This window comes from Flavobacterium sp. S87F.05.LMB.W.Kidney.N (genome assembly GCF_004366435.1).
GTDB lineage: Bacteria > Bacteroidota > Bacteroidia > Flavobacteriales > Flavobacteriaceae > Flavobacterium.
The window spans coordinates 95,490-118,235 of the sequence record NZ_SODX01000005.1 but is presented as its reverse complement, the minus strand read 5'-3'; the positions used below and the strand labels follow the sequence as shown (position 1 = coordinate 118,235).

Here is a 22,746-nt window from a genome sequence, read left to right as displayed (position 1 = left end):
TTAATGTAATCGATTGCACAAAATTAATTTTTTATATTGAAAAACCATAATTCAAACCAAAATTTATTTCACTGCCGATCATTTTTTCTTTACAATTCTACTTTTTTCATTCTCGGAACTAGAATATGCATAATCAGCCAAGCCAATAAATATGAAGCTCCGCAGATACAGAACATAATGAAATATCCTGTTTCGATTTTACCCAATTTAGTATAGTATACAAACATGTTTTTCTGTACTACTAAAGTCAATAATATACCGCCAAGCGCTCCAAACATTCCTCCCATTCCCGTAACCGATGCCGTTGCCTTTTTCGGAAACATATCTGAAACAGTTGTAAAAATATTGGCGCTCCAAGCCTGATGCGCTGAAACTGCTAGACCAATAACCAATATGGCAAACCACATATTTATTGTTCCTAAATATTGTGAAAACAAAACGGGAAGAACGGCAAATGCATAAATGAGCATACTTGTTTTACGAGCTTTGTAAGCAGGCCAATTATTGTTTATTAATTTTAACGGAAGCCAGCCTCCGCCAATACTTCCAACACTTCCTATCATATATACCAGCGCGCAAGGCCAGATAATTTCTGTTGCTGTAAGCTTGTACTCTTTCATCAAAAAATCTGGAAGCCAGAAGAGATAAAACCACCAAACTGGATCTGTCAATAATTTACCAATTGCAAAAGCCCAAGTCTGGCGAAACGACAATAATTTAATCCACGAAACTTTTTCTTTTGATTCTTCTTCTACTTCTTCAATTTTATCAGAAGTGATATATTCTAATTCTGCCTGAGACACACGTTTCTGCTTTTGCGGAACTTCATAAAACAAAAACCATAAAATCAGCCAGATAAAACCAACTATTCCTGTTATGATAAAAGCCCACTGCCATCCATATTTTTCTGCAATAAAAGGAACAGTTAAAGGTACGATTATAGCTCCAATATTACTTCCTGAATTGAAAATCCCTGTTGCTAAGGCTCTCTCTTTCTGCGGAAACCATTCAGCTGTTGCTTTTATCGCTGCCGGAAAGTTTCCTGCCTCTGTTACTCCTAAAAACACACGTGCAATTAAAAACCCTCCTGTTCCTGTTGCCAGCGCATGTCCAATTGCGGCTAAACTCCATAATCCGGTTGCAATTGCATAACCTAATTTTGTTCCTAACTTATCAATAATTCCACCGGCAACCAGCATTCCCAAGGCATAAGCTATTTTAAAAGCCAATTCGATATTTGAATAATCAATTACTTCCTGCTCTGGTGTCCAATGAAAAGCTTCTGCTAAAAAAGGCCGAAGGTAACTTATTACATTTCTATCCAGATAATTGACAGTTGTAGCAAAAAACACTAAACTGCAAATAGTCCAACGGTATTTTCCTACTGCTGCATTAGCTTGGTTCATAATGTGGTTTTGGTTTAAGTTGGTTAGTTAGTTTTGAGAAATCTTGGTTAGAGATTTGTAATTGGTCTGTATTTCGGAACTAGTGTTTTCATCACAATCCAGCCAGTTAAATAACAAACGGCACAGATAGAAAATATAATAAAATATCCAGCTTCAATTCCTTTAAATCCCATGAAAACCATATTTGTTTCTTTAGCATGATCAAACAAAACTCCTGATCCTTTATTGATTAATGTCGAACCAATTCCACCTGCTAAACCTCCAATTCCCGTAATGGTGGCAATTGCTTTTTTAGGAAACATATCTCCAACCGTAGTAAAGATATTTGCCGACCAAGATTGGTGTGCAGCACCAGCGATTCCGATAATGATGACAGGAATCCAGTAACTAATATATCCTAAAGGCTGTGCAATTAGTGCTAACAATGGGAAAAACGCAAAAATCAACATCGCTCTCATTCTTCCTTCGTATGGATTCATTCCTTTTTTCTCTACGAAATAAGTTGGAAGCCATCCGCCGATAATTGACAATAAAGTAATCATATATAAAACAAACAATGGTAATGCGGCTTGAGTAGAATCCATTCCGTAAACAGAACTTAAATAAGCTGGTGTCCAGAATAAAAAGAACCACCAAACACCATCGGTCATAAATTTTCCAAATGCGAATGCCCAAGTTTGCTTGTATTTGAAACACTCTAATAAAGACACTTTTGTAGTCGTTTCAGGAACGTAACCCACTAATTTACTATCGGCAATATCATCTTGCTGAATATAAGCTAACTCGTCTGCTGTTACTTTTGAATGTCTTTCTGGTTTATCGTACATAAACATCCAGAATCCCATCCAGACAAATCCTAAAGCTCCAATGATAATAAATGACATTTCCCAGCCAAATGATTTTGCAATAAAAGGGATAGTAATTGGCGCAGCTAAAGCTCCTACTGTTGCACCAGCATTGAAAATACTAGTTGCAAAAGCTCTGTCTTTTTTAGGAAAATATTCTGCTGTAGTTTTAATTGCTGCCGGAAAATTTCCCGCCTCTCCTACTGCCAAAACAAAACGGGCAAATATGAATAATGTAACACTTACATTAATTACCAATCCGGTATTATTCACCATATGGATTGTTTCTTTAGCGCCTTCAAAACCTACAAACCAGTTTCCAGTTATAAGTCCTGAAGTGGCAATTCCACAAAAAGCATGCAGACAGGCTCCAACTGACCATATTCCTATAGCCCAAAGAAATCCTTTTTTAGTATCTAACCAATCTACAAACCTTCCCGCAAACAATAAGGCAATCGCATAAAAAATAGAAAACCATGCAGTTATACTTCCGTAATCACTATTTGTCCAGTGAAATTCGGGTGCAATAAAATCACTCCAAGTCAGCGAAAGTACTTGTCTGTCCAAATAATTAATTGTAGTTGCAAAAAACAACAATGCACAAATACTCCAACGGTATTTTCCTGTAGATTTGACATTCTCATTCACGGCAACAGTTTCGGTTTGATTCATAATAAGTGGGTATTATAGTTTTGTAATTTTTGGTAATCTCAGCCTATAGCATTTACTTCTATTTAAAAATGTTAAAATCAATATTTTAACAATCAATGAAATAAATAATGTAATCGATTGCACAAATATAGTTTTTAATCTCTACAATCCAAATAAATTGTATAAAAAATTATTTTAACTATTTAAATAAACATATTACATAAAAAAAAGAATACAAAATTACACATTAAACAATATATTTGTTAAAAAGCAAGAGGTTAAATTCATCCTTTTTATGGGGTAAAATTGTCCTGAAATTTATGTTTCTAGAATCAATTTTATTCTAATTTTACTTTTAGAATAAACGGTTACTTTTTTTACAACAAAAGCTAATAAATATTTAAAAATCAAATAATTACCAAACAAATTGAAAAATAAAAAAACACAACTATTACGAGGAATTGCTTTGGGTTTTCTATTGCTTTCTGGAATATTTTCCAGCAGTGCACAGAATCAGGTAATTCCGTTATGGAATAAAATTCCAGACGAGATAAAAGCCGCAGATTATAACGAAAAAGAAAGTATTACTGACGGAAAACTGCAAAGTACAACTCAGGTTACCATTCCAACCTTAAGTATTTTTATTCCCAAAGATGCAAAACCCAATCAAACTGCGGTAATCATTTGTCCCGGCGGAGGTTATATGCATTTAGCTTTTGATAAAGAAGGAACAAAAGTAGCCGAATGGTTCAACAGCTTAGGAATTGCGGCTTTTGTATTAAAATATCGTCTCCCAAACGATTTGATTATGAAGAATAAAAATGTTGGTCCGTTACAGGATGCGCAGGAAGCAATTCGTTATGTAAGACAAAATGCAGCAAAATTAAATATTGATCCGAATAAGATTGGAATTTTAGGTTTTTCTGCGGGCGGACATTTAGCTTCAACTCTATCTACTCACTATGATGATAAAGTTTATGAATCTACATATAAAGTTAGTGCACGCCCCGATTTTTCTATTTTAATGTATCCTGTAATTTCAATGGAAAATCAAATTACTCATAAAGGTTCGCAGACTAATTTACTTGGCAGTAATCCGTCACAAGATTTAATTGATTCCTATTCGAACGAAAAGAAAGTTACGTCTAAAACACCTCCAGCTTTCTTAATTCACGCTACAGATGATACGGTTGTTATACCAGAAAACAGTATTAATTACTACTTAGCACTCAAAAAAAATGGTGTTAAAGCAGAGTTACATTTATACGAAAAAGGCGGTCACGGTTTTGGATTAGGAGTTAATGATACCAGTAAATTTTGGACCAGAGATTGTGTAGAATGGCTTAAAGCCAATGGTTATAACTAAAAAATAAAAAAAGGCAAAACTTCGTAAGTTTTGCCTTTTGATCAAAAAAAAAAACAAAAAGGAATTAAAAAACATTTTATATTTTAAGCAGAAACTTCTTGTGCTGCGTTGCTTTTCAATTTCGGGGCAGTAATAATTTTACTGGCCACTTTGGGTTTTGCTGCAGGCGCTTTCTTTTTGCCAAATTTTTGTTTTCCCCACCAAATAATAAAACCTGTAATGGGTAAACTGGCTGAAATTAAACTAGCGAGAAACGCAATAATTTTACCTGTCAAACCAAGAACGCTTCCTACATGAATATCGTAATTCATACGTCGAATCTTGTCTGGAATATTGGCTTCGATATACTTTCCTGAAAAAGGAGTTTTAATCGAAATTTCCTTCAAAGTCTGCTGATCAAAACTATAGCGGTCCATGTTGTAAAAAGTATGTCTTTGCTTGTAAACAAAAGCACCAATAGGATCTGCAGGTTTCGAAGGAATACTAATCATGATTCCAGCAGCCTGAGGGTTTTCTTTTTTAATATTCAATAATACTTTATCAGCAGTTGTAATATTAAATGCCTTGACAATTGTGGTATCAGATTTTGGAGATTCTCGATTTTCAACTAGCGGAGTTCCTCCTGATGTTACCCAATATAGTGACTTACTCCACCACCCAAAACTCCACACCAAACCAGTTACGGCAATGAAAAAAAGAAAAATACAGCTGTAAAATCCGAATACATTGTGTAAATCGTAATTGACACGCTTAAAACTCGCGTCCCATTTTATTTTAAAACTTTTATCGATAATTGATTTTATCCATTTTGTTGGCCACCACAAAACAATTCCGGAAATTAAAAGAAAAACAAAAATCAGGACAGCAACCCCTACAATCGGGCGTCCTATGTCATACGGAAGCCATAAGGCACGGTGACCGTTTAAGATCCATCTGAAAAAATCTGGCGATTCTCCTCGCGAAAATGTTTTTACATTTAGGATTTCTCCCGTATAAGGATTCATATAAACACTTATAAAAGTCCCGCTTCTTCTTCCGCCTTTTCCTTTTTTACCTTTTTCTTTTCCTTTTTCATTCGGCTGCGCTTTTAAGTCCGACTTTGCTTTTACACTTTCATTTTTAGCAAAGTTTTTTCTCTTATCGTCTCGTTTGCGTTCCGCTCTTTCTCCCCTGCCTTTTCTGCCTTCTTCTTTTTTCTCCACAAAATAACCAACAATCGCTGCTTCGTCTTTTCCGCCAAAAGTTACGCTGGTCGCATGTTTATCTTTCATTTTCTTATCTGCAATCGTAACCAATTGAGATGGCAGTAAAAATGCTTTTTCCTGTGGTTTTACAAAACGCCAGTCTTCAATAAAATCTTTAATTTCATTTTCGAAAACATATATACAGCCCGTAAGACTGACAATCACTACAATAATTCCAGATGCCATGCCAAGCCACAAATGGAGCCAGGCCATAACACGCTTAAAAAGCGATTTTTTACTTTTTTTCTTAGTATTGGGTTTTGGTTTTGAAGAAGAAAACATAATTGGATAGATAAATAGGATAAATAAAAAAACCGCAAGTCCTCATAAAAAAGAAGGACTTACGGTAAAAAAATATTAGTATTTTAATTTCTGAATTGCAGTAATTTGTCCGCCTTCAACTTTCATTCCTTTTGTAGCAACAGCTGTTGAGCCGTTGATAGAATAAATCCAGTTTCCATCAGGAGTGTTGATACCAACAATTGCAGAACTTCCGTCTTCAGAAGTAATATTATAACGGCTTGTAACAGAAGTTAATATTGCAGGAGCATTTGTAACCCATGTAAATGTCTGGTTGTACACATCGACAATAGCCATTTTAACTGCACCATTGTTTTTTCCCACATTTCCGTACATTAACAATAAGAATTTACCTTTTGAAATGTAAGAAGTCGAAGAAATTTTATATCCTCCAGATTTTTCCTGAACGTTGAAGAAATAAGACTTATCAAATTCTGTAGTTCCTTTTTTAATTTTTACAACCGCAGATGGTTTTGTAGAAGTCACAACAGCATTGCTTGTCGCAATAGCTCCAGAGAAACCGTAAGCATCTCCATTTTCATCTTGAAATAATCCGTTTGTGAAATAAGCTCCTAAGTAACTTGTACGGTTATCTTTGATTACTTTTTCTAATTTAAGTTCTGGATAGTTGTAAACTGCTACCCAAGTACTATCTGGATTTACAGTTCCGAAATTATCTACTCCATCACCTTTAATACTCATATATGGCATATAAACTTTGTCTCCAACCTGAGTTGCCCAAGTAAAGAAAGCTCTTTCTCCATTTCCTGCCAATTTCTTAGTATCTTGCTGTGCTTCACCAATAATAAGTGATTTTTCAGCATCAATCTTGTACATAGAAGCAATTGAAGCACCACTTCTTGGAACCTTAATTGTTAGGATATCTTTGTTTACAGCAGCAAATACGTGTACAGTTTCTGCCTGGAAATCAGATTTCTTCACTAATTTTCCTTCAGCATTTAAATTGTAAGTTGTTACAGCTCCAGGATTTCCTTGTCCGTAAAGTAAACTGAAAAAGTTATTTTGTGCTGTAATATAGTAACGGTACGTTCCGTCTTGTTCCAATCCGTTTCCAGTAGTTGTGATAGTTCCTGTAGTAACATCGTCTGCAGTTAATAAATAATCTGCAATTCCTGCTGCTCCTGTTGTTGCAGTAATAATATATTTAGTTTTTCCAGTATCTGTCCCACCACCTGTTGTGTCGCCTGGTTTATCTGAATCACTGCTGCAAGAAGAAAAAGCTGTAAAAGCTAATACAGCTGATAATAACGCTAATTTGGTACTTTTTTTCATTGTAATATGTGTTTGTATTAAATTAATTATTTGATTTACTGAAGTAATATCTAAGTTTGATGTAAAAAGCTCTACTTGGTTTTTGCAAGGAGAAGTTGTCGTAGAGTTTATTATCTAAGAAGTTTTTACATTCAAAAGCAATATTATATTTTCCGTTAGCAAGCGTATAAACTGCATTCAAATCATGGCTGAACTGCTGCGGAATTTCTAATTTACTATCCTTGCTTCCCATACTTGGCCAAGACAAATAGTAAGTATGGACATATAGTAAATTGTAGCCAACGGATAAATTGTTTCCTTTTTTCCATAGATTATTGAAGAATACAGTTGCATCGGCATTTCCGAAAAGGAATGGCATATTTGGAATTCTGTCTTTGTAAAATGGAGAAACATAATTTTGATTTGGCTCATATTCAGTCATATTTCTAATATTCTGATACGTGGCATTAAATCCAGCCGTAAACCTGTTGCTGTACGAATATCTAACCTCACCATCAATACCATAATTGGTTACTTTCCCTTGGTTTACATTCGTAGTCATGGTTTGATTATTATTCAAGGTAGGACGAATAAAATCTGTCGCATTTCTATGTAAAAGATTCACATCAAATGACAGCGCATTTTTTACATTAAAACTCGTTTGATAACTTGCACCAATATTAAAGTTGTTACTAGTTTCTGGTTTTAAAGCCAGATTTCCTTCTAAATTATCATTTACATTTCCGAAGATTTCTTCAGGAGTTGGAAGTCTGTAACTCTTCTCAAAAGAAGCTTTTACCTGAAGATTACGCTTTATGTAATAACTCGTTGCGGCACCATATCCTGTTGTAGAAGTATTATCAACATATTTTTGATAAGCAATATCGCCCGCATTTCCAGAAGGATTGTAACTTCTTGAATAAGTAGTTTTTAATGAATAATCTTTTAAGAATAAAGAAGTACTCCACTTTTCATTATAATCCAGTTTATACCCTAAACCTAAAACATTTTTTTGTGTCTTTTTAGGCTGTTTGTACACCAAAGATTCAGGAACTAGTTCATCACTCTCTTTACGGTCAAAAGTATTAAAAGTATTATTGATCATAAATGAGTGTCTTTCATTCAGCGTATAAGTTGCATTTGCAGTCGCTACACCATTATTGTTATAAAATTTACGAAGTGTACGGCTTCTTTCTCCGCCAGTACCTTCATACTGTTTATAGTCTCCAAACCAATTGTATCTTCTAAAAACTGTATCTACATTTTGTTCGAATCCAAAATTGTAATTACCCGTCACATTAACATTAAGACCTTTGGTAAATAAATCTTTAACCTGATATTTCAAAGTCGGCATAACAATACTTCCTCTTCTGTAGATTTCTCCAAAAACGCTAACCATTCTTGCACCAGTCTGAATATCAGCTTTATTTTCTCCTCCAGTAAAACCAATCATTAATTTATCGGCATATTTTTTTCCTGTTACACCAATATTTACAATTACGGTTTCATTGCGGTATTTATCATGAAAACGTCTTACGCGCTGATTGGGGAAATAAGCTCCCGTATTTAAATCGGCAACGTCTACGTTGACCCAATAATTATTGTCTGAATAGTTTTGAAAAGCATTGATTTCTGTTGTGAATCCGCTTTTTGCGGTATAGCCTGCATTGATACTAGAACGATGCGTATTAAAAGATCCGAAAGAATAAGATGCATCTACAAAAGTTCTTGGCTTGCTGTTAGTCACAATATTAATTGCACCTCCAAGAGCATCTCCGCCCAGCCAAATTGGTACAACTCCTTTGTAAACTTCGACACGATCGGCAAGATTGATTGGAATATTATTCATTTGAAATGAAGAACCAAAATTATCCATTGGTACTCCGTCAATAAAAACTTTGATCTGATTACCCGAAAATCCGTTTATAGAAAGTTCAGATCTCGAACCAACTCCTCCTGCTTCGCGATTACGAACTCCAGAAACACGATCTAAGGCATGAGACAGATCCAATGTTGAATTGTGTAATTTTTTAGCATCAATTGCTGTTACGCTGTAAGCTTGTTTATTTACTTTTTCGGTTGGTGTTCTTCCAAGTACGGTTACGCTTTCTAACTCTTGTAATTCACTTTCTAACTGAACTGGAATATTTATGCTGACATCTGAAACTTCTATACTTTTTTTAAAGCTTGAAAACCCGATTGCAGAAATTTTTAATGTGTGTTTTCCAGGCTTAACATTATTAAAAATGAACTTCCCGTTTTCATCTGAAACCATACTTAAACCCGTTTTTTCAATAACTATTGTGGCAAATGGAATTGTTTGCCCAGATTTTTCAACAACTTGTCCAGATACGGTAACAGCTTGATTTTGCTGGGAAAATGATAAGAACGAAAAGAAGAAAGATGAAATAAAAAATAAAAATTTTTGAGTTGACATATCTTTAATTAGACTAATTATAAATAACTTTGTCACAAAAGTACCATCAACAACCTGAAAAAAGATAGGGAAAAACGGATTATTATTTTGTAAAAACGGATTAAATTTTGAAAATCAAAGCCACACTTTTAACACCAGAAACGCCAATAATTAAAATTCAAATTGGAGATAAATATTGTCCAAAAAGCATTTTAACAGAGGAGAATATCAATATAGAAAACAACAATTCAGAGAAAATTAGCAGCCGGCATTTAATTACAGAAGGCTTAGTTATACTCGATACCCAAATGTATTATTCGAGCTCAAAAACAGTCATTTTTGAAATAGATGAAGAATCTGTTGTTATGAATTTTATTTACAGCAGCAATGTAGAAACTCAAATAGACCAGTTAGAAGGCGAAAAATTTTCTAAAGAAAATACACACAATATTTTTTATACCAGTAATTTTAAAGCTTCATTTACAATTCCGCCTTCTAAACAAATAAATTACTTGTCTATTATTTTATCAAAGGAGTTTTATTATAATATCATTAATGAAGATTGGCAGCTACATGAAAAATTTTCAAAAAACATTCTTAGAAAAGAATCCAGTTATTTAAACTCAAAATATCTTCCTTTTTCACCAGCTATTCAATGGGTTACACACGAAATAAAGAATTGTACGCGTCAAGGTGCACTCAAGAGAATTTATATTGAAAGCAAAATTAAAGAACTTCTAATTCACCAGCTCGAAGCAATAATTACCAAACCTCCATTAAAAGAAAAAATTGACGAAGAAGAATACAACAAACTTTTAGAAGCAAAAAAAATACTAGACAACGATTATCGAAACACACCTACCCTGCCCGAACTTTCACGACTTATTTCGCTAAACGAATTCAAATTAAAAAAAGGCTTTAAAGCTTGTTTTGGTACAACCGTTAAAAGCTATATTATCAAACTTAGAATGGAACACGCCAAAGAGTTATTTCAAAGCAAAACAGCAACCGTAAGCGAAGCCGCATATAAATGCGGCTATAAAGATGTTTCTCATTTTTCGGCCGCATTTAAAAGCTATTACGGCTTTTCTCCACAAAAATTTAAAATCAATACCGACATTATTCAATTTTGGTTAATAGGTTTTTCATTTTTGTGGTAAAAAAAAAAGGGTCTTAAAATTATGTCCGTCGACTTAATCTTAAAACCCTTAAAAATTCGACATTAATGTATATTGCAAACTTATATACAAAACCCACGATCAAATGAATCTGTCAATTAAATTCTAAAAACGTTTCTCCAAAAACAGTTTTTTATAAAAATTCTAAATGACATCTAAAAAGGTAAAGAGTGCCACTGTTTCAAATTTCTATATGTCAAAGTTATAATTCACAAAAGCAATTACCTTACGGTTTTCCTCATATTGAGAAAAAGCTAGGCGCTTCTTATCAATAAAACAAACTAACAAACTGTTTATCAATAAAATAAATTTTAAAGTTTAACATTTTTTTTACACAACTCAAACTCATCTTCTTTTTTAAAATTGTGAAATCATACTTTAAAACACTTTCTTGTCCTAGATTAAGAGCTGTTTTTTTCTTCTTAAATTATCTTTGTAATGTAAATTATAAGTTCAATCAAAAACTGAAATCAAAAAGAGAAAAGGTATGAAAGCCTTAATTTTTTTTCTTGTTCTAGATTAAGTTGAAGCAAGATAAGAACCAATAAATTTGCAAAGTAAATTACAAGTTCTGTCAAAAACTGAAATAGAAAACAAAGAAAAAATATTTGAAACATAAAATCTTTTCTTGTTCTAGATTAAGTCGAAACAAAAACGAAAGAAATAAATTTGTAAAGTAAATTAGAAGTTCTGCCCAAACTAATTTTTTAAGTAAAAAAAACTTAGAACCTTAGCCACTCAGAATCTCAGAAACTTAAAAAAAATGAAAACACTTGAATTCTTATTACTCGGAAAAAACGAAGCAATTCTGGCCATTTTACTTCGCCTTGTAAATGCTTATGAAGATTGGAACGCTGTTTCTTTCAACAATGAGAAAGAGGCTCAAGAATATTTTCAGAATCACAAAATCGATGTTGTTCTATTGAGTTCCGGAATCGAAGATCATATCGAAAAAGAATTTACTTCATTTTGTTTAAAACATCAGCCAGATGTAGAAGTAATTGAACATTTTGGTGGAGGAAGCGGTTTACTAAAATCTGAAATTCTCCACAGATTACATCTAAAAGGAAAAATTTAGGTGCCAGAATCTTCCTTTTAAAATTCATTAAAGCTTTAAAATAATTCATTCACGAAATATCCAATTTGATTGACGATATATCGTTAGGATCACTATTGCCTTTTCTGAAACACCTTTTAAAATCAATACATTACAAACAAGGCATTTAATTTGAATGCAATACACTGAAAATCAAATACTAAATAATTTTTAAAAACCATTTATTCACAACAAAATCAAATTATCATGAAAAAATTAATCCTTACCGCAGTTTTATTATTAGTTACATTTATCGGATTCGCTCAAAAGCCAAGTCCAGCATTATTAGATCCAACAAACCATACATTGGTACTGGTAGATTATGAAAGCCAAATGGCATTTGCAGTAAGCAACATTCCAATCGATCAACTTAGAAACAATACAGCCCTTGTTGCTGGAGCATCAAAAATATTCAAAGTGCCAACTATCGTAACAACAGTTGCAGAAAAATCATTCAGCGGACCTGTTTTTAGAGAAATCGAAGAATTCTACCCGCAAAAAACTTCAAACTATATTGATCGTACCACAATGAACACTTGGGAGGATGCTCCTGCACGTAAAGCAATTATTGCAACAGGTAAAAAGAAAATTGTTTTTGGCGGATTATGGACAAGTGTTTGTATCGTTGGGCCAGCATTATCAGCAATCAACGAGGGCTATGATGTCTATGTAATTACAGATGCAAGCGGAGACGTTTCTAAAGAAGCGCACGAAATGGCCGTAACACGTATGGTTCAAGCTGGCGCTCACCCAATAACTTCATTACAGTATTTATTAGAATTGCAACGCGACTGGGGTCGTCAGGAAACTTATGTACCTGTGACAGATTTAGTTAAAAAATACGGTGGTGCTTATGGTGTAGGCGTACAATATGCTCACGAAATGTTGAAACACTAATTTTATTTTAAATTAAAAATTGAGAATTAAAAATTAAAAGATATTTAAAATCTATAGTTTATTTTTCCAGGAAGATGAGCTGAAATTTAATTTTTAATTCTCAATTTTTAATTAAAACCCACTCTCCAAAACCACTTAAATACCACAACCATGAAACTCATTTCTAAAATAACAGCCCTTCTTTTAATCATTTCTCTTCCCATTTTCGGGCAAAACAAAAAAGCCACACTAATTGTTCATCATGCAGTAATTCATACTCTGGACAATAAAAACACAATCGTTGAAGCGATGGCTGTTGCTGATGGAAAAATTCTTAAAACGGGAAAAAACAGTGAAATATTAAAGTTAAAAGATAAAGCAACAACAATAATCGATGCCAAAGGAAAAGTAATTATTCCTGGAATATTTGATTCTCACATGCACATTATCCGCGGCGGAAGATTCTACAATACTGAATTACGCTGGGATGGAGTGCGATCTTTAAAAAGAGCGTTAGCCATGCTGAAAGAACAAGCACAAAGAACTCCAAAAGGACAATGGGTGCGAGTTGTAGGCGGTTGGAATGCTTACCAGTTCGAAGAAAAAAGACTGCCAACTTTGGCCGAAATTAATGAAGCAAGCGGCGATGTTCCGACATTTGTACTGCATTTATATGGACACGCTTATTTAAACAAAGCAGGTTTAGAAGCATTAAAAATTGATTCTAATACGCCAAATCCAAATGCGGGATTAATTGAAAAAGATGCTAACGGAAATCCAACCGGATTATTAATTGCTGAGCCGAATGCTTTTATCCTCTACTCTACTCTTGCCAAACTTCCAGAATTAACTCAGGATGAAAAATTTAATTCGACTAAGCAATTTATGACCGAAATGAATCGTCTTGGCGTAACCGCTATTATGGATGCAGGAGGTGGATTTCAAAATTTTCCAGACGATTACGGCGTAACAAACGGTTTATGCAAAGACAGTGATTTGACCATCAGAATGCCTTATTATTTGTTTGCACAAAAAGCAGGAAGCGAATTAAACGATTACACCAAATGGATTAATACTGTTGAAATTGGTGAAGGCTGTGATGACGATCATCATTCGGACAAAGTAGAATATCACGTTCAGGGCGCCGGAGAAAACTTGGTTATGAGCGCAGGAGATTTTGAAAACTTCGACAAACCAAGACCTGAATTAAGCCCAGCGATGGAAGGACAATTGAAAGAAGTTTTATCACTATTAGTAAAAAACAAATGGCCATTTAGAATACATGCGACTTACAACGAAAGCATTACAAGATTTTTAAATGTCATCGAAGACATTAACAAGGAAACTCCTTTAAACGGCCTTTTATGGTTCTTTGATCACGGAGAAACGGTTTCTGTAGAAAATTTAAAACGAATAAAAGCCTTAAATGGCGGATTAGCAATTCAGCACAGAATGGCGTATCAAGGAGAAAGCTTCATCAAAAGATATGGCAAAACCGCTGCTGCAAATACAGTTCCGCTTAAGAAAATTTTAGAATTGGGAATAAAAGTCGGAATGGGAACTGACGGAACCCGCGTAGCAAGTTATAATCCATGGGTTGGTTTATACTGGTTAACTACTGGTAAAACACTTGGCGGTTTAAAATATATGAATGATGAAAATATCGTAGACAGAACAACCGCTTTAAAATTATTTACTTACGGAAGTGCCGAATTAATCAATATCGAAAAAGACCGAGGCATGCTGACTGCAGATAAACTAGCCGATTTTGCGATTCTTTCCGACGATTATTTTTCAACTTCTGACGAAAAAATACTTAACATCGAATCCAAACTAACAGTCGTAAACGGAAAAGTAGTATATGCCGATAATGACTTTAGAACCTTTGCCAAGCAAACCCAAAAAGCAATTCCAGACTGGAGTCCGGTAAATTACTTTGGAGGTTACCAAAAAAATTAAATCATGAAAAATACATTCTTACTATTGTTGCTTTTGGGAATCTTTTTTTCTGCAAATGCACAACAAAAACCAGTTTTTCAAAAGCTGCGATATGAGGATGATTTTCAATATCTAAAACCCGATTCGACGAAAAACTGGTACGAGAAAATCAAATATATTCCATTAGGTAAAAACGATAAATACTACGCCTCAATTGGCGGTGAAATCAGAGAACAATATTTTTATACCGTTAATGACAAATGGGGCGACGAAACAACTGGCGGAGACGGCTACTTACTTTCACGTTATTTATTAAATGCCGATATACATTTTGGCAGATTCAGGACTTTTGTTGAATTCCAAAGCAGTCTTGCCAACAGCAAAATAGATCCAAGTCCGGTGGATGAGAACGAACTGGATTTTCATCAGGCTTTTTTAGATGTTGATTTCATTCAAAATAAAAATCAGCAGTTAATTCTTAGAGTTGGTCGACAAGAAATGGCTTACGGCTCACAGCGCTTAGTAAGCGTTCGCGAAAGACCAAATAGCCGAATTGCCTTTGACGGAGTAAAACTATTTTATAAAAACAATAACTGGCAGACAGATGCTTTTTACTCTCATCCTGTTGCTAATAAACCTGGAGTTTTTAATGATGATTTCAATGACAATGCTAAACTTTGGGGAAGTTATACGGTGATTCATAAATTTCCTTTTATCCAAAATATCGATCTGTATTATTTAGGATTATGGAAAAACCGAGCTGTTTTTGATAATGCAGTTGGTGAAGAAACAAGACATTCGATAGGAACCAGAATTTGGAAAACAAAAGGAAACTGGAAATACGATTTTGAAGGATTGTATCAATTTGGAAAAATAAACGCTCAAAATATTGCAGCATGGACACTTTCATCAAACACATCTTATACTTTTGAAAATGTAAAATTCAGTCCTGAAATTGGTTTAAAAACCGAGTTTATTTCTGGAGATAAAAACAATAGCGACAATACATTACAAACGTTCAATCCCTTATATCCAAAAGGCGCTTATTTTGGCTTGGTCGGGTTAATAGGTCCAGCGAATTTAATTGACATTCACCCATCGATTGCTTTCGATCTAACAAAAAATTTAGGCTTCGGGATAGACTATGATATTTTCTGGAGAAGTTCGATTCATGACGGTTTATATGCTCCAAACATGCAATTGTTATATTCTGGAGACAACACAACCGAGCGTTTTATAGGAACACAATTGATCGCTAATTTTGATTATAACGTAAATTCCTTTTTAACGCTTTCCGTTGAAGGTGCTTGGTTTAATGCCGGAGCTTTCCTAAAAGAAGCTGGCTCAGGAAAAGATTATTTTTATTCAGCTTTGACTGCTCAGTTTAAATTTTAAATTTGCAGAAAAGCTGATGCAATGGAAAAGAAATATTCAGTTGTTTTTCATCCCTCACAAGATGGAATTGAGATAATCAAAAAACTAAAATTAGAATTATTCAATAAAATTGGATGGTATGGCAGCTGCAATTCTGTAGCACATATTACAATTGGTGGATTTAAAGCGAGTGAAAATCAGCTTGAAAAATTCATACAAAAGCTTTCTAAAATCGCTGACACTTTAATTCCAATACAAATTTATTTAGATCATTTTGATGCGTATGAGGAAAGTCGGGCTTTCTTTATATCTCCTAATGAAGATTCTAAAGTAAATTTAAAACCTATGATGAAAAAAATTCAGGAAACACTTCTGATTTCCAGTAAAGACAGAAGCGACGATCCTCATATTTCAATAGGACGAAATCTAACGCCTGAAAACATCAAAATTGCCCGTGATTTATTCACTACAATTAACATGGAATTTTTATGTGATGCTATTATACTAAGAGAATTCGATCCGATTAAAAAACAATATTTTATCTTAGAAATATTTCCTTTTGGCAGTAATCCTCAGCCAGAATTAATTCAGGGAAGTTTATTTTAACCGCAAGGTTCGCAAAGATTTACGCAAAGAACGCAAGTTTTCTTTTTGAACTTTACGAGAAAACCTTGCGTTCTTTGCGGTTAAATAAACACAAGCAAAGCAACATGAAACTAAAAAAACCTGAAACCTAAAACTAAAAAAAATGTTTCGTATATTTGAATTTTACAATTCTAAAATATGAAATCCCTAGATTCATTTTATAAAGATATTACCGAAGGTTCAACTGTAGAACCTAACTCCTTATTGCCAAATGACATTCAAAAAGAAATTGGTCATTTTAATGTATTTGATATCAAAGAGCTTTTGGAACGCATGAAAGAAAAGCCTGGAATGCCTTATGACAGAAGGGCTTACTACAAAATAAGTTTGATTCGCGGGAAAAACAGAGCCGAATATGCCGATAAAATAATCGATATAGAAAAACAGGGATTGTTATTTGCAACGCCAAAAATTCCGTACAACTATTTACCGCAGGACACCAATCAATCTGGACAGTTTTGTGTTTTCACCAGCGAATTTTTATCTAAAAACAAAAGCGGAATCGATTTGGACGAACTTCCGATTTTCGCTTCAGATGGTTATCCTATATTTCAATTATCTGATGAAGAAGTTGAAGAAGTTGCTTTGATTTTCAACAAAATACAAAAAGAAATCAATTCTGATTATATCTATAAATACGATTTAATTCGAAATTATGTTGCGGAATTAATTCACTTCGGACAAAAATTACAGCCTATTACAGCGCTGTATTCTAAACACAATTCTGCTGCGAGAGTTTCTTCTTTATTTGCGGAATTACTTGAAAGACAATTCCCAATTGAATCTCCAAATCAAAGATTAGAATTGCGAACTGCCAAAGATTTTGCATCTAGACTATCAGTTCATGTCAATCATTTAAATAAGGTTTTAAAGGAAAACACTGGAAAAACCACAACAGAATTAATCAGCAGCCGATTAACAAACGAAGCTAAAATCCTTTTGAAACAAACCGATTGGAATATTTCTGAAATTGCCTATTCACTTGGTTTTGAAGAATTAGCGCATTTTTCTAATTTCTTTAAGAAACAAACGTCGTTGACGCCTTTGGCTTTTAGAGCTTGATTTTAGATTTTAGATTATACAAATAGACGCAATACTTGTCATTGTGAGGAACGAAGCAATCGCACTAGTATGAATACCTATAGCAAGTGAGATTGCTTCGTTCCTCGCAAAGACTATGCTTTGAGTATATTCTGTTCATGTCCTTCGATTTCGCGCAGGAATACATAAAATGAGAATTGGATTTTGGAATTTAAAAAATTTAAAATTTCAGGTATCTGATTTGAATTTCGCAAACATCGGTTTGATATTTACAATTCCCAAATCTACTTTGCTCCTACCTTTGTCTTATCAATTTAAAAGATCGAAAAGATGAATTTATCAAACAACAAAATTTTAATTACAGGAGGTGCAAGCGGGATCGGACTTGGACTTACTGAACGATTTATTCAAGAAAACAATACCGTTATAATCTGCGGCAGAAGAGAATCTGTTTTAAACGAAGTAAAAGCAAAATTTCCATCGGTGATAACAAAAGTCTGCGATTTATCTTTAGAAGAAGAAAGAATCGAACTTTACAAATGGATTTCTGAAAATCATCCGGACTTAAACGTATTAATCAATAATGCTGGAATTCAAAAATGGATTTCTGTTACAGATGCTGGTTTTTACGAAAGTATGAAAGCTGAAATCGCAACGAATATCGAGGCTCCCTTACATTTAACTTCTTTATTTATTGAGTTGAAATCTTTGACAACAGTTATGAATGTAACTTCTGGATTGGCGTTTTCCCCTTTTGCAAAAGTTCCGGTTTATTCCGCTACAAAAGCGTTTTTCCGTTCGTTTACGATTTCACTTCGTCATTTATTAAAGGCTAAAAATATCGAAGTAATCGAAATTATTCCGCCGGCACTAAATACAGATTTGGGTGGAGTTGGTTTACACGACGCACATCCAAGTGTAAACGATTTTATTGTTTCTATTTTTGAACAACTAAAAGAAGGCAGAACAGAACTTACCTTTGGAACCAGCGAAACCAGATTAAACGCAAGTGTACCAGAATTGAAGGCATCATTTGAGGCTTTGCATTCTAATTAAGTAAAATGTTGAATGTGAGATGTGAGATGCAAAAAAAGAATCCTACCTTAAAAAAACATGACAAAAATTTCACATCCACATTTCACATCCACATTTCACATCTTACAACTAACATCTTACAACTAACATTTTACATTTCACATTTCACAAATTAACAATTATAAAAAATGGCAGTAAATACAAAAATAGCTCTGGTTACAGGAGGAAGCAGAGGTTTAGGAAAAAATATGGCAATTGCAATAGCAAAAAAAGGAATTGACGTAATTATCACTTACAACAGTAAAAAAGAAGAAGCTGATTTGGTGGTGAAAGAAATTGAAAATTTAGGGCAGAGAGCGGCTTCGCTTCAATTAAATGTGGCTGAGTCTGGTACTTTTGATTCATTTTTTACAGCAGTAGAATCAACTTTAAAAAGTGTTTTCAATACTGATAAATTTGACTTTTTGGTTAACAACGCTGGAATCGGAATTCACAATTCATTCATTGGAACAACTGAAGCTGAGTTTGATCAATTGACTAATATTCAGTTCAAAGGTCCGTTTTTCTTAACCCAAAAAGGATTAAATATAATGAATGACGGCGGCGGAGTCGTAAATATTTCTACAGGTTTAGCTAGATTCTCGTTCCCTGGTTATGCTGCTTATGCTGCAATGAAAGGGGCAATTGAAACCTTAACTAAATATCAGGCAAAAGAATTAGGCGCTAGAAAAATCAAAGTAAATGTTGTTGCGCCTGGAGCAATCGAAACAGATTTTGGTGGCGGAGTGGTTCGCGATAATGAACAAATGAACCAACAAATAGCTTCTGTAACCGCTTTAGGAAGAGTTGGTTTACCTGACGATATTGGTGGTGTCGTAGCTTTTTTATGTACTGAAGAAGCTCGCTGGATAAATGCACAACGCATTGAAGTTTCTGGTGGGATGATGCTTTAAGTTAATGGTTAATTGTTGATGGTTAATGGTTAATGGTTAATGGTTGATGGTTGATGGTTAGTGGTTGATTGTGGATGGTTAGCGGTAATTTTAACTTTTAACTTTTAACTTTTAACTTTTAACTTTTAATTTCTTAACCCATAAAAAACAAAACCCGATAAGCTTTAAAAACTTATCGGGTTTGTCATTTCAAATATATTTGAATTAGTAAGAAGTTTACCTAATTTGGATTCTTTTATAAAATTCACCGTCCTGATCGAAAACTACATTGTAAAACTTTGCATCTTTGACCACTCCGGCTTCATAACTTTTTATATTTAAATTATTTACGACAGCAAAAAATTGTTTCAAAGACTTAACAGGATAATTTTCTTTAAGATAAGCTTGTGCTTTTTTCGGCAGTTTGGTTAATAATGTTTGTGTTTTGTAAGCTTTAAAATTTCCTTCTTTATCATATCGGGCAAAAGCAATTGTTTTTGCTGTTTCATTAAATTTTGCTTCAAAAATGATATCTTCATTTTTACCGTATTCAATATCCCAAACTGGTTTCTTTTGCGGATATTGGTTTTCAAAAGCTGTTCTAATATTTTCTGGCGGCACTATAATCCCATTTTGGCCAATTAGAAAATTACTATAAATTACAAAGGCGAATAAAATAATTTTTCTCATGCTTAGATTTTAAATTAAAAATATAAAACTAAACAAATATTGATAATTTTCCTACAAAATTAATTTTTCTCTACTATCACATTAAAACCACCGTCTTTATCAAACTGGATATCATAGAATTTGGCGTCTTTTTCAATTCCAACTTCATAGGTCGTTATTTTTTTATAATCTACAACAACTGCAATTTCGCGAATAGCTTTGGCCGGGTAATTTTTCTTTAAATAAGCTTGTGCTTTTGGCGGCAGCTGGCTTAAAGGAATTTGTAATTCATAAGCTTTCATAGCACCCAAATTGTCGTAAACCGCTAATGCTTTGGTTGTGTTATTTACATTATATCGTGCTTCGTAACGAATTTCATCATTGTCATCTCCCACATATTCTTCGGCCCAAACCGGCACTTTACCCGGATATTCCTTTTCAAAAGCAAGTCTCACAACTTCTGGAGGTGTAACTACTTTTTTCATTTTCGTTCCTTCTTGTGCAATTAAAAAACTGCTGCATAAAAAAGTAAAAGTCAAAAACGCGTTTTTCATGGCTTCATTTTTTAAATTAAACTTTAAATAACGTATTAAAAGTACTACTTTTTAATTAAGAACAAATGAAGTGAACAACATTTTTAACGAACGCAAATTAATCATCCAAAAACAAACACTTAAACAGAAATCAATTTATAATTCCAGCTTTTTTAATCTATCGGTTAGTTCTCTTTTATAAGTAATTCCTATTGGAATTTTTTCATTTTTAATCACCACAAAATCTTTTTCAGTAACCTCAATTTTATCTAAGGCAACTATATACGATTTATGAATACGCATAAAACTTTTTTCTGGCAGGCATTTATCAAATTCAGTTGTTGTAATCGATGCCAGATAAGTCCTTTTAATTGTATGCAGTTTTACATAGTTCCCAAAACTCTGCGCAAACAAAAGCTGATCCAATTCGATATTCATTAAGTAGCCGTCGACTTTTACATCAACCGAATTAATAGCTTCTTCTGGTTTTTGTTTTCCATTTTCTGTGGCAAAAAAACGATCAATTGCTTTTAAAAATCTTGGAAAATAAATCGGTTTCAGCAGATAATCAATCACGCCGTAATCGTAACTTTCTAAAGCAAATTCAGAATAAGCGGTTGTCAAAATAGTTTTTGGATGGGTTGGAAGAATCTTCAGCAGTTCCATTCCAGAGATTTCAGGCATATTAATATCCAAAAACATCAAATCAACAGTATTTTCTCTAAGATAATTCATTGCTTCAATACCATTATAACCCTGAAAAACCAATTCTAACTGCGGATTCTGTTTGATGTAATTCGCCAAAACATAATGCGCCGCTGGTTCGTCGTCTACAATAATGCATTTTTTTGCGTCTCTCATCCTACAAACTTTTTAAGTTGTATTTCCAAATCAACAATATAAGTCTGTTTATGGTCTTGAATATCTAATTTATAGTCTTTTCCATAAATTAAATTCAAACGTTCGATTGTGTTTTTTAAGCCGATTTTAGTCGAAATCACATCATTTTTCTTCGGAATCGAATTGGTAACATGCAGATTTAGTAATCCTTCTTTTACCGTAATCGTAATTTTTACATAGCAGTTTTCAATTGCACAAGTTCCGTGTTTAAAGGCATTTTCAATAAATGCAATTAAAAGCATTGGCGAAATTTTATAAGCGTTTTCGTTGTCAATATCAGCATCAAATGTAATGTCACAGCGATAGCCAACACGTTCTTTTTCAAGCTGAACATAACTGTTTATAAACTCCAATTCGTCTTCTAAAGAAACGCATTGTTTACTGTTACTTTCCAATTGATAACGCATGAGCTGCGAAACTTTCATAATCAAATCTGGTGTTCGGTCTGGAAATTGAAGACTGATTCCGTAAAGTGTATTAAAAGTATTGAACAAAAAATGCGGATTCAATTGTCCTTTCAAAGAATTTAACTGCATTTGATTGAACAATAAAGCCGCATCGGTTTGTTTTCTGTGAATACGATAAAATTTAAATACAATTATCGGACTCAGAATACAGACTAAAGTTCCTAGAACGCTGGCCAATTGGTAAGCATAACTTCTTTGATGCGAGTTTTGATACAAATGACATTTGGCAAACATATCCAGCATTGTGATTTCGTACAATACAACAGAAAATACAAAAACGCCAAACAATGTCAATATGATATACGTAAAAGGTTTGTTTGCTTTGAATAAAATCGGAAGGAGAAAGAAACGGTTAAATTGGGCGTGCATGTATAAAATACAATAGAAAAATACCCCCATTAAAATCGAAATGAATGAACTAAATAACATCCAATCATTTTTTAAGGTATAAATTGTAAATGAAAAAAGGACAACAGCAACCTCCTGCCACCATTTGTTATCCAATATATTATCGACTTTTTTGTTCATTCTTAATTTGGAAATAGGTTACAAAGTACGAACA

19 protein-coding genes are annotated in these 22,746 nt (G+C 33.6%); 10 read left to right on the top strand and 9 right to left on the bottom strand.

Going from position 1 to position 22,746, the window contains the following annotated elements; translation table 11 throughout:
* Positions 1–89: 89 nt before the first annotated feature.
* Together EDB96_RS16120 and EDB96_RS16115 are read right to left on the bottom strand one after the other, a co-directional pair.
* The gene (locus tag EDB96_RS16120; protein ID WP_134141925.1) at positions 90–1,406 is read right to left on the bottom strand and encodes an MFS transporter; all 1,317 of its coding nucleotides are present in this window, start codon (positions 1,404–1,406) and stop codon (positions 90–92) included.
* A 47-nt stretch (positions 1,407–1,453) separates the two neighbouring features.
* Entirely contained in the window at positions 1,454–2,923 is a 1,470-nt protein-coding gene (locus EDB96_RS16115; RefSeq protein ID WP_134141924.1) for an MFS transporter, read from the bottom strand.
* Between the two features lie 406 nt (positions 2,924–3,329).
* Here EDB96_RS16115 and EDB96_RS16110 point away from each other — a divergent pair, with 406 nt between their 5' ends.
* Positions 3,330–4,268 carry an alpha/beta hydrolase gene (locus EDB96_RS16110; protein ID WP_134141922.1) on the top strand — a complete coding sequence of 313 codons (939 nt, stop codon included), beginning with the start codon at positions 3,330–3,332 and terminating at the stop codon, positions 4,266–4,268.
* Between the two features lie 83 nt (positions 4,269–4,351).
* On the opposite strand, the gene EDB96_RS16105 is transcribed toward EDB96_RS16110, so the two are convergent.
* The 3 genes from EDB96_RS16105 to EDB96_RS16095 form a co-directional block, all read right to left on the bottom strand.
* Positions 4,352–5,794 carry a PepSY-associated TM helix domain-containing protein gene (locus tag EDB96_RS16105; RefSeq protein WP_134141921.1) on the bottom strand — a complete coding sequence of 481 codons (1,443 nt, stop codon included), beginning with the start codon at positions 5,792–5,794 and terminating at the stop codon, positions 4,352–4,354.
* Between the two features lie 75 nt (positions 5,795–5,869).
* Positions 5,870–7,105: a DUF4374 domain-containing protein gene (locus EDB96_RS16100; protein WP_134141920.1), complete on the bottom strand. Its 1,236-nt coding sequence runs from the start codon at positions 7,103–7,105 to the stop codon at positions 5,870–5,872.
* 22 nt (positions 7,106–7,127) lie between these two features.
* Entirely contained in the window at positions 7,128–9,521 is a 2,394-nt protein-coding gene (locus EDB96_RS16095) for a TonB-dependent receptor (RefSeq protein ID WP_134141918.1), read from the bottom strand.
* Positions 9,522–9,628: 107 nt separating this feature from the next.
* Between EDB96_RS16095 and EDB96_RS16090 the strand changes: the two genes are divergently transcribed.
* The 9 genes from EDB96_RS16090 to EDB96_RS16050 all read left to right on the top strand — a co-directional run bounded on the left by EDB96_RS16090 (position 9,629) and on the right by EDB96_RS16050 (position 19,636).
* Entirely contained in the window at positions 9,629–10,660 is a 1,032-nt protein-coding gene (locus EDB96_RS16090) for an AraC family transcriptional regulator (RefSeq protein WP_134141917.1), read from the top strand.
* A gap of 781 nt (positions 10,661–11,441) precedes the next feature.
* A complete protein-coding gene (locus EDB96_RS16085) occupies positions 11,442–11,756 on the top strand; it encodes a hypothetical protein (RefSeq protein WP_057116199.1) in 315 nt (104 codons plus the stop codon).
* Between the two features lie 225 nt (positions 11,757–11,981).
* Positions 11,982–12,671: a hydrolase gene (locus EDB96_RS16080; protein ID WP_134141916.1), complete on the top strand. Its 690-nt coding sequence runs from the start codon at positions 11,982–11,984 to the stop codon at positions 12,669–12,671.
* A 150-nt stretch (positions 12,672–12,821) separates the two neighbouring features.
* The gene (locus EDB96_RS16075; protein WP_134141915.1) at positions 12,822–14,609 is read left to right on the top strand and encodes an amidohydrolase; all 1,788 of its coding nucleotides are present in this window, start codon (positions 12,822–12,824) and stop codon (positions 14,607–14,609) included.
* A gap of 3 nt (positions 14,610–14,612) precedes the next feature.
* On the top strand, positions 14,613–15,983 hold the full coding sequence (locus EDB96_RS16070) for an alginate export family protein (protein WP_134141913.1): 1,371 nt from the start codon (positions 14,613–14,615) through the stop codon (positions 15,981–15,983).
* 21 nt (positions 15,984–16,004) lie between these two features.
* Positions 16,005–16,568 (top strand): 2'-5' RNA ligase family protein, encoded by a 564-nt coding sequence (locus tag EDB96_RS16065; RefSeq protein ID WP_057116203.1) that lies wholly within the window; start codon positions 16,005–16,007, stop codon positions 16,566–16,568.
* A 177-nt stretch (positions 16,569–16,745) separates the two neighbouring features.
* A complete protein-coding gene (locus EDB96_RS16060; RefSeq protein ID WP_134141912.1) occupies positions 16,746–17,669 on the top strand; it encodes a helix-turn-helix domain-containing protein in 924 nt (307 codons plus the stop codon).
* Positions 17,670–17,978: 309 nt separating this feature from the next.
* The gene (locus tag EDB96_RS16055; RefSeq protein WP_134141911.1) at positions 17,979–18,704 is read left to right on the top strand and encodes an SDR family oxidoreductase; all 726 of its coding nucleotides are present in this window, start codon (positions 17,979–17,981) and stop codon (positions 18,702–18,704) included.
* A 167-nt stretch (positions 18,705–18,871) separates the two neighbouring features.
* Positions 18,872–19,636 carry an SDR family oxidoreductase gene (locus EDB96_RS16050; protein ID WP_134141910.1) on the top strand — a complete coding sequence of 255 codons (765 nt, stop codon included), beginning with the start codon at positions 18,872–18,874 and terminating at the stop codon, positions 19,634–19,636.
* Between the two features lie 216 nt (positions 19,637–19,852).
* Here the strand turns inward: EDB96_RS16050 and EDB96_RS16045 are convergent, their stop codons facing one another.
* The 4 genes from EDB96_RS16045 to EDB96_RS16030 form a co-directional block, all read right to left on the bottom strand.
* Complete coding sequence (locus tag EDB96_RS16045) at positions 19,853–20,305, bottom strand: hypothetical protein (RefSeq protein ID WP_134141907.1); 453 nt, start codon at positions 20,303–20,305, stop codon at positions 19,853–19,855.
* Between the two features lie 59 nt (positions 20,306–20,364).
* Positions 20,365–20,838: a PepSY-like domain-containing protein gene (locus tag EDB96_RS16040; RefSeq protein ID WP_134141905.1), complete on the bottom strand. Its 474-nt coding sequence runs from the start codon at positions 20,836–20,838 to the stop codon at positions 20,365–20,367.
* Between the two features lie 135 nt (positions 20,839–20,973).
* Positions 20,974–21,678 carry a LytR/AlgR family response regulator transcription factor gene (locus tag EDB96_RS16035; RefSeq protein ID WP_134141903.1) on the bottom strand — a complete coding sequence of 235 codons (705 nt, stop codon included), beginning with the start codon at positions 21,676–21,678 and terminating at the stop codon, positions 20,974–20,976.
* Entirely contained in the window at positions 21,675–22,712 is a 1,038-nt protein-coding gene (locus EDB96_RS16030; protein WP_134141901.1) for a sensor histidine kinase, read from the bottom strand. The genes EDB96_RS16035 and EDB96_RS16030 overlap by 4 nt, the downstream gene beginning before the upstream one ends.
* Between the last annotated feature and the right edge of the window lie 34 nt (positions 22,713–22,746).

Bases quoted from the DNA above. Each gene is read 5' to 3' on its own strand.
- EDB96_RS16120 (WP_134141925.1), bottom strand. From the start codon at position 1,406: ATGAACCAAGCTAATGCAGCAGTAGGAAAATACCGTTGGACTATTTGC.
- EDB96_RS16115 (WP_134141924.1), bottom strand. From the start codon at position 2,923: ATGAATCAAACCGAAACTGTTGCCGTGAATGAGAATGTCAAATCTACA.
- EDB96_RS16105 (WP_134141921.1), bottom strand. From the start codon at position 5,794: ATGTTTTCTTCTTCAAAACCAAAACCCAATACTAAGAAAAAAAGTAAA.
- EDB96_RS16100 (WP_134141920.1), bottom strand. From the start codon at position 7,105: ATGAAAAAAAGTACCAAATTAGCGTTATTATCAGCTGTATTAGCTTTT.
- EDB96_RS16095 (WP_134141918.1), bottom strand. From the start codon at position 9,521: ATGTCAACTCAAAAATTTTTATTTTTTATTTCATCTTTCTTCTTTTCG.
- EDB96_RS16085 (WP_057116199.1), top strand. From the start codon at position 11,442: ATGAAAACACTTGAATTCTTATTACTCGGAAAAAACGAAGCAATTCTG.
- EDB96_RS16080 (WP_134141916.1), top strand. From the start codon at position 11,982: ATGAAAAAATTAATCCTTACCGCAGTTTTATTATTAGTTACATTTATC.
- EDB96_RS16075 (WP_134141915.1), top strand. From the start codon at position 12,822: ATGAAACTCATTTCTAAAATAACAGCCCTTCTTTTAATCATTTCTCTT.
- EDB96_RS16070 (WP_134141913.1), top strand. From the start codon at position 14,613: ATGAAAAATACATTCTTACTATTGTTGCTTTTGGGAATCTTTTTTTCT.
- EDB96_RS16065 (WP_057116203.1), top strand. From the start codon at position 16,005: ATGGAAAAGAAATATTCAGTTGTTTTTCATCCCTCACAAGATGGAATT.
- EDB96_RS16060 (WP_134141912.1), top strand. From the start codon at position 16,746: ATGAAATCCCTAGATTCATTTTATAAAGATATTACCGAAGGTTCAACT.
- EDB96_RS16055 (WP_134141911.1), top strand. From the start codon at position 17,979: ATGAATTTATCAAACAACAAAATTTTAATTACAGGAGGTGCAAGCGGG.
- EDB96_RS16050 (WP_134141910.1), top strand. From the start codon at position 18,872: ATGGCAGTAAATACAAAAATAGCTCTGGTTACAGGAGGAAGCAGAGGT.
- EDB96_RS16045 (WP_134141907.1), bottom strand. From the start codon at position 20,305: ATGAGAAAAATTATTTTATTCGCCTTTGTAATTTATAGTAATTTTCTA.
- EDB96_RS16040 (WP_134141905.1), bottom strand. From the start codon at position 20,838: ATGAAAAACGCGTTTTTGACTTTTACTTTTTTATGCAGCAGTTTTTTA.
- EDB96_RS16035 (WP_134141903.1), bottom strand. From the start codon at position 21,678: ATGAGAGACGCAAAAAAATGCATTATTGTAGACGACGAACCAGCGGCG.
- EDB96_RS16030 (WP_134141901.1), bottom strand. From the start codon at position 22,712: ATGAACAAAAAAGTCGATAATATATTGGATAACAAATGGTGGCAGGAG.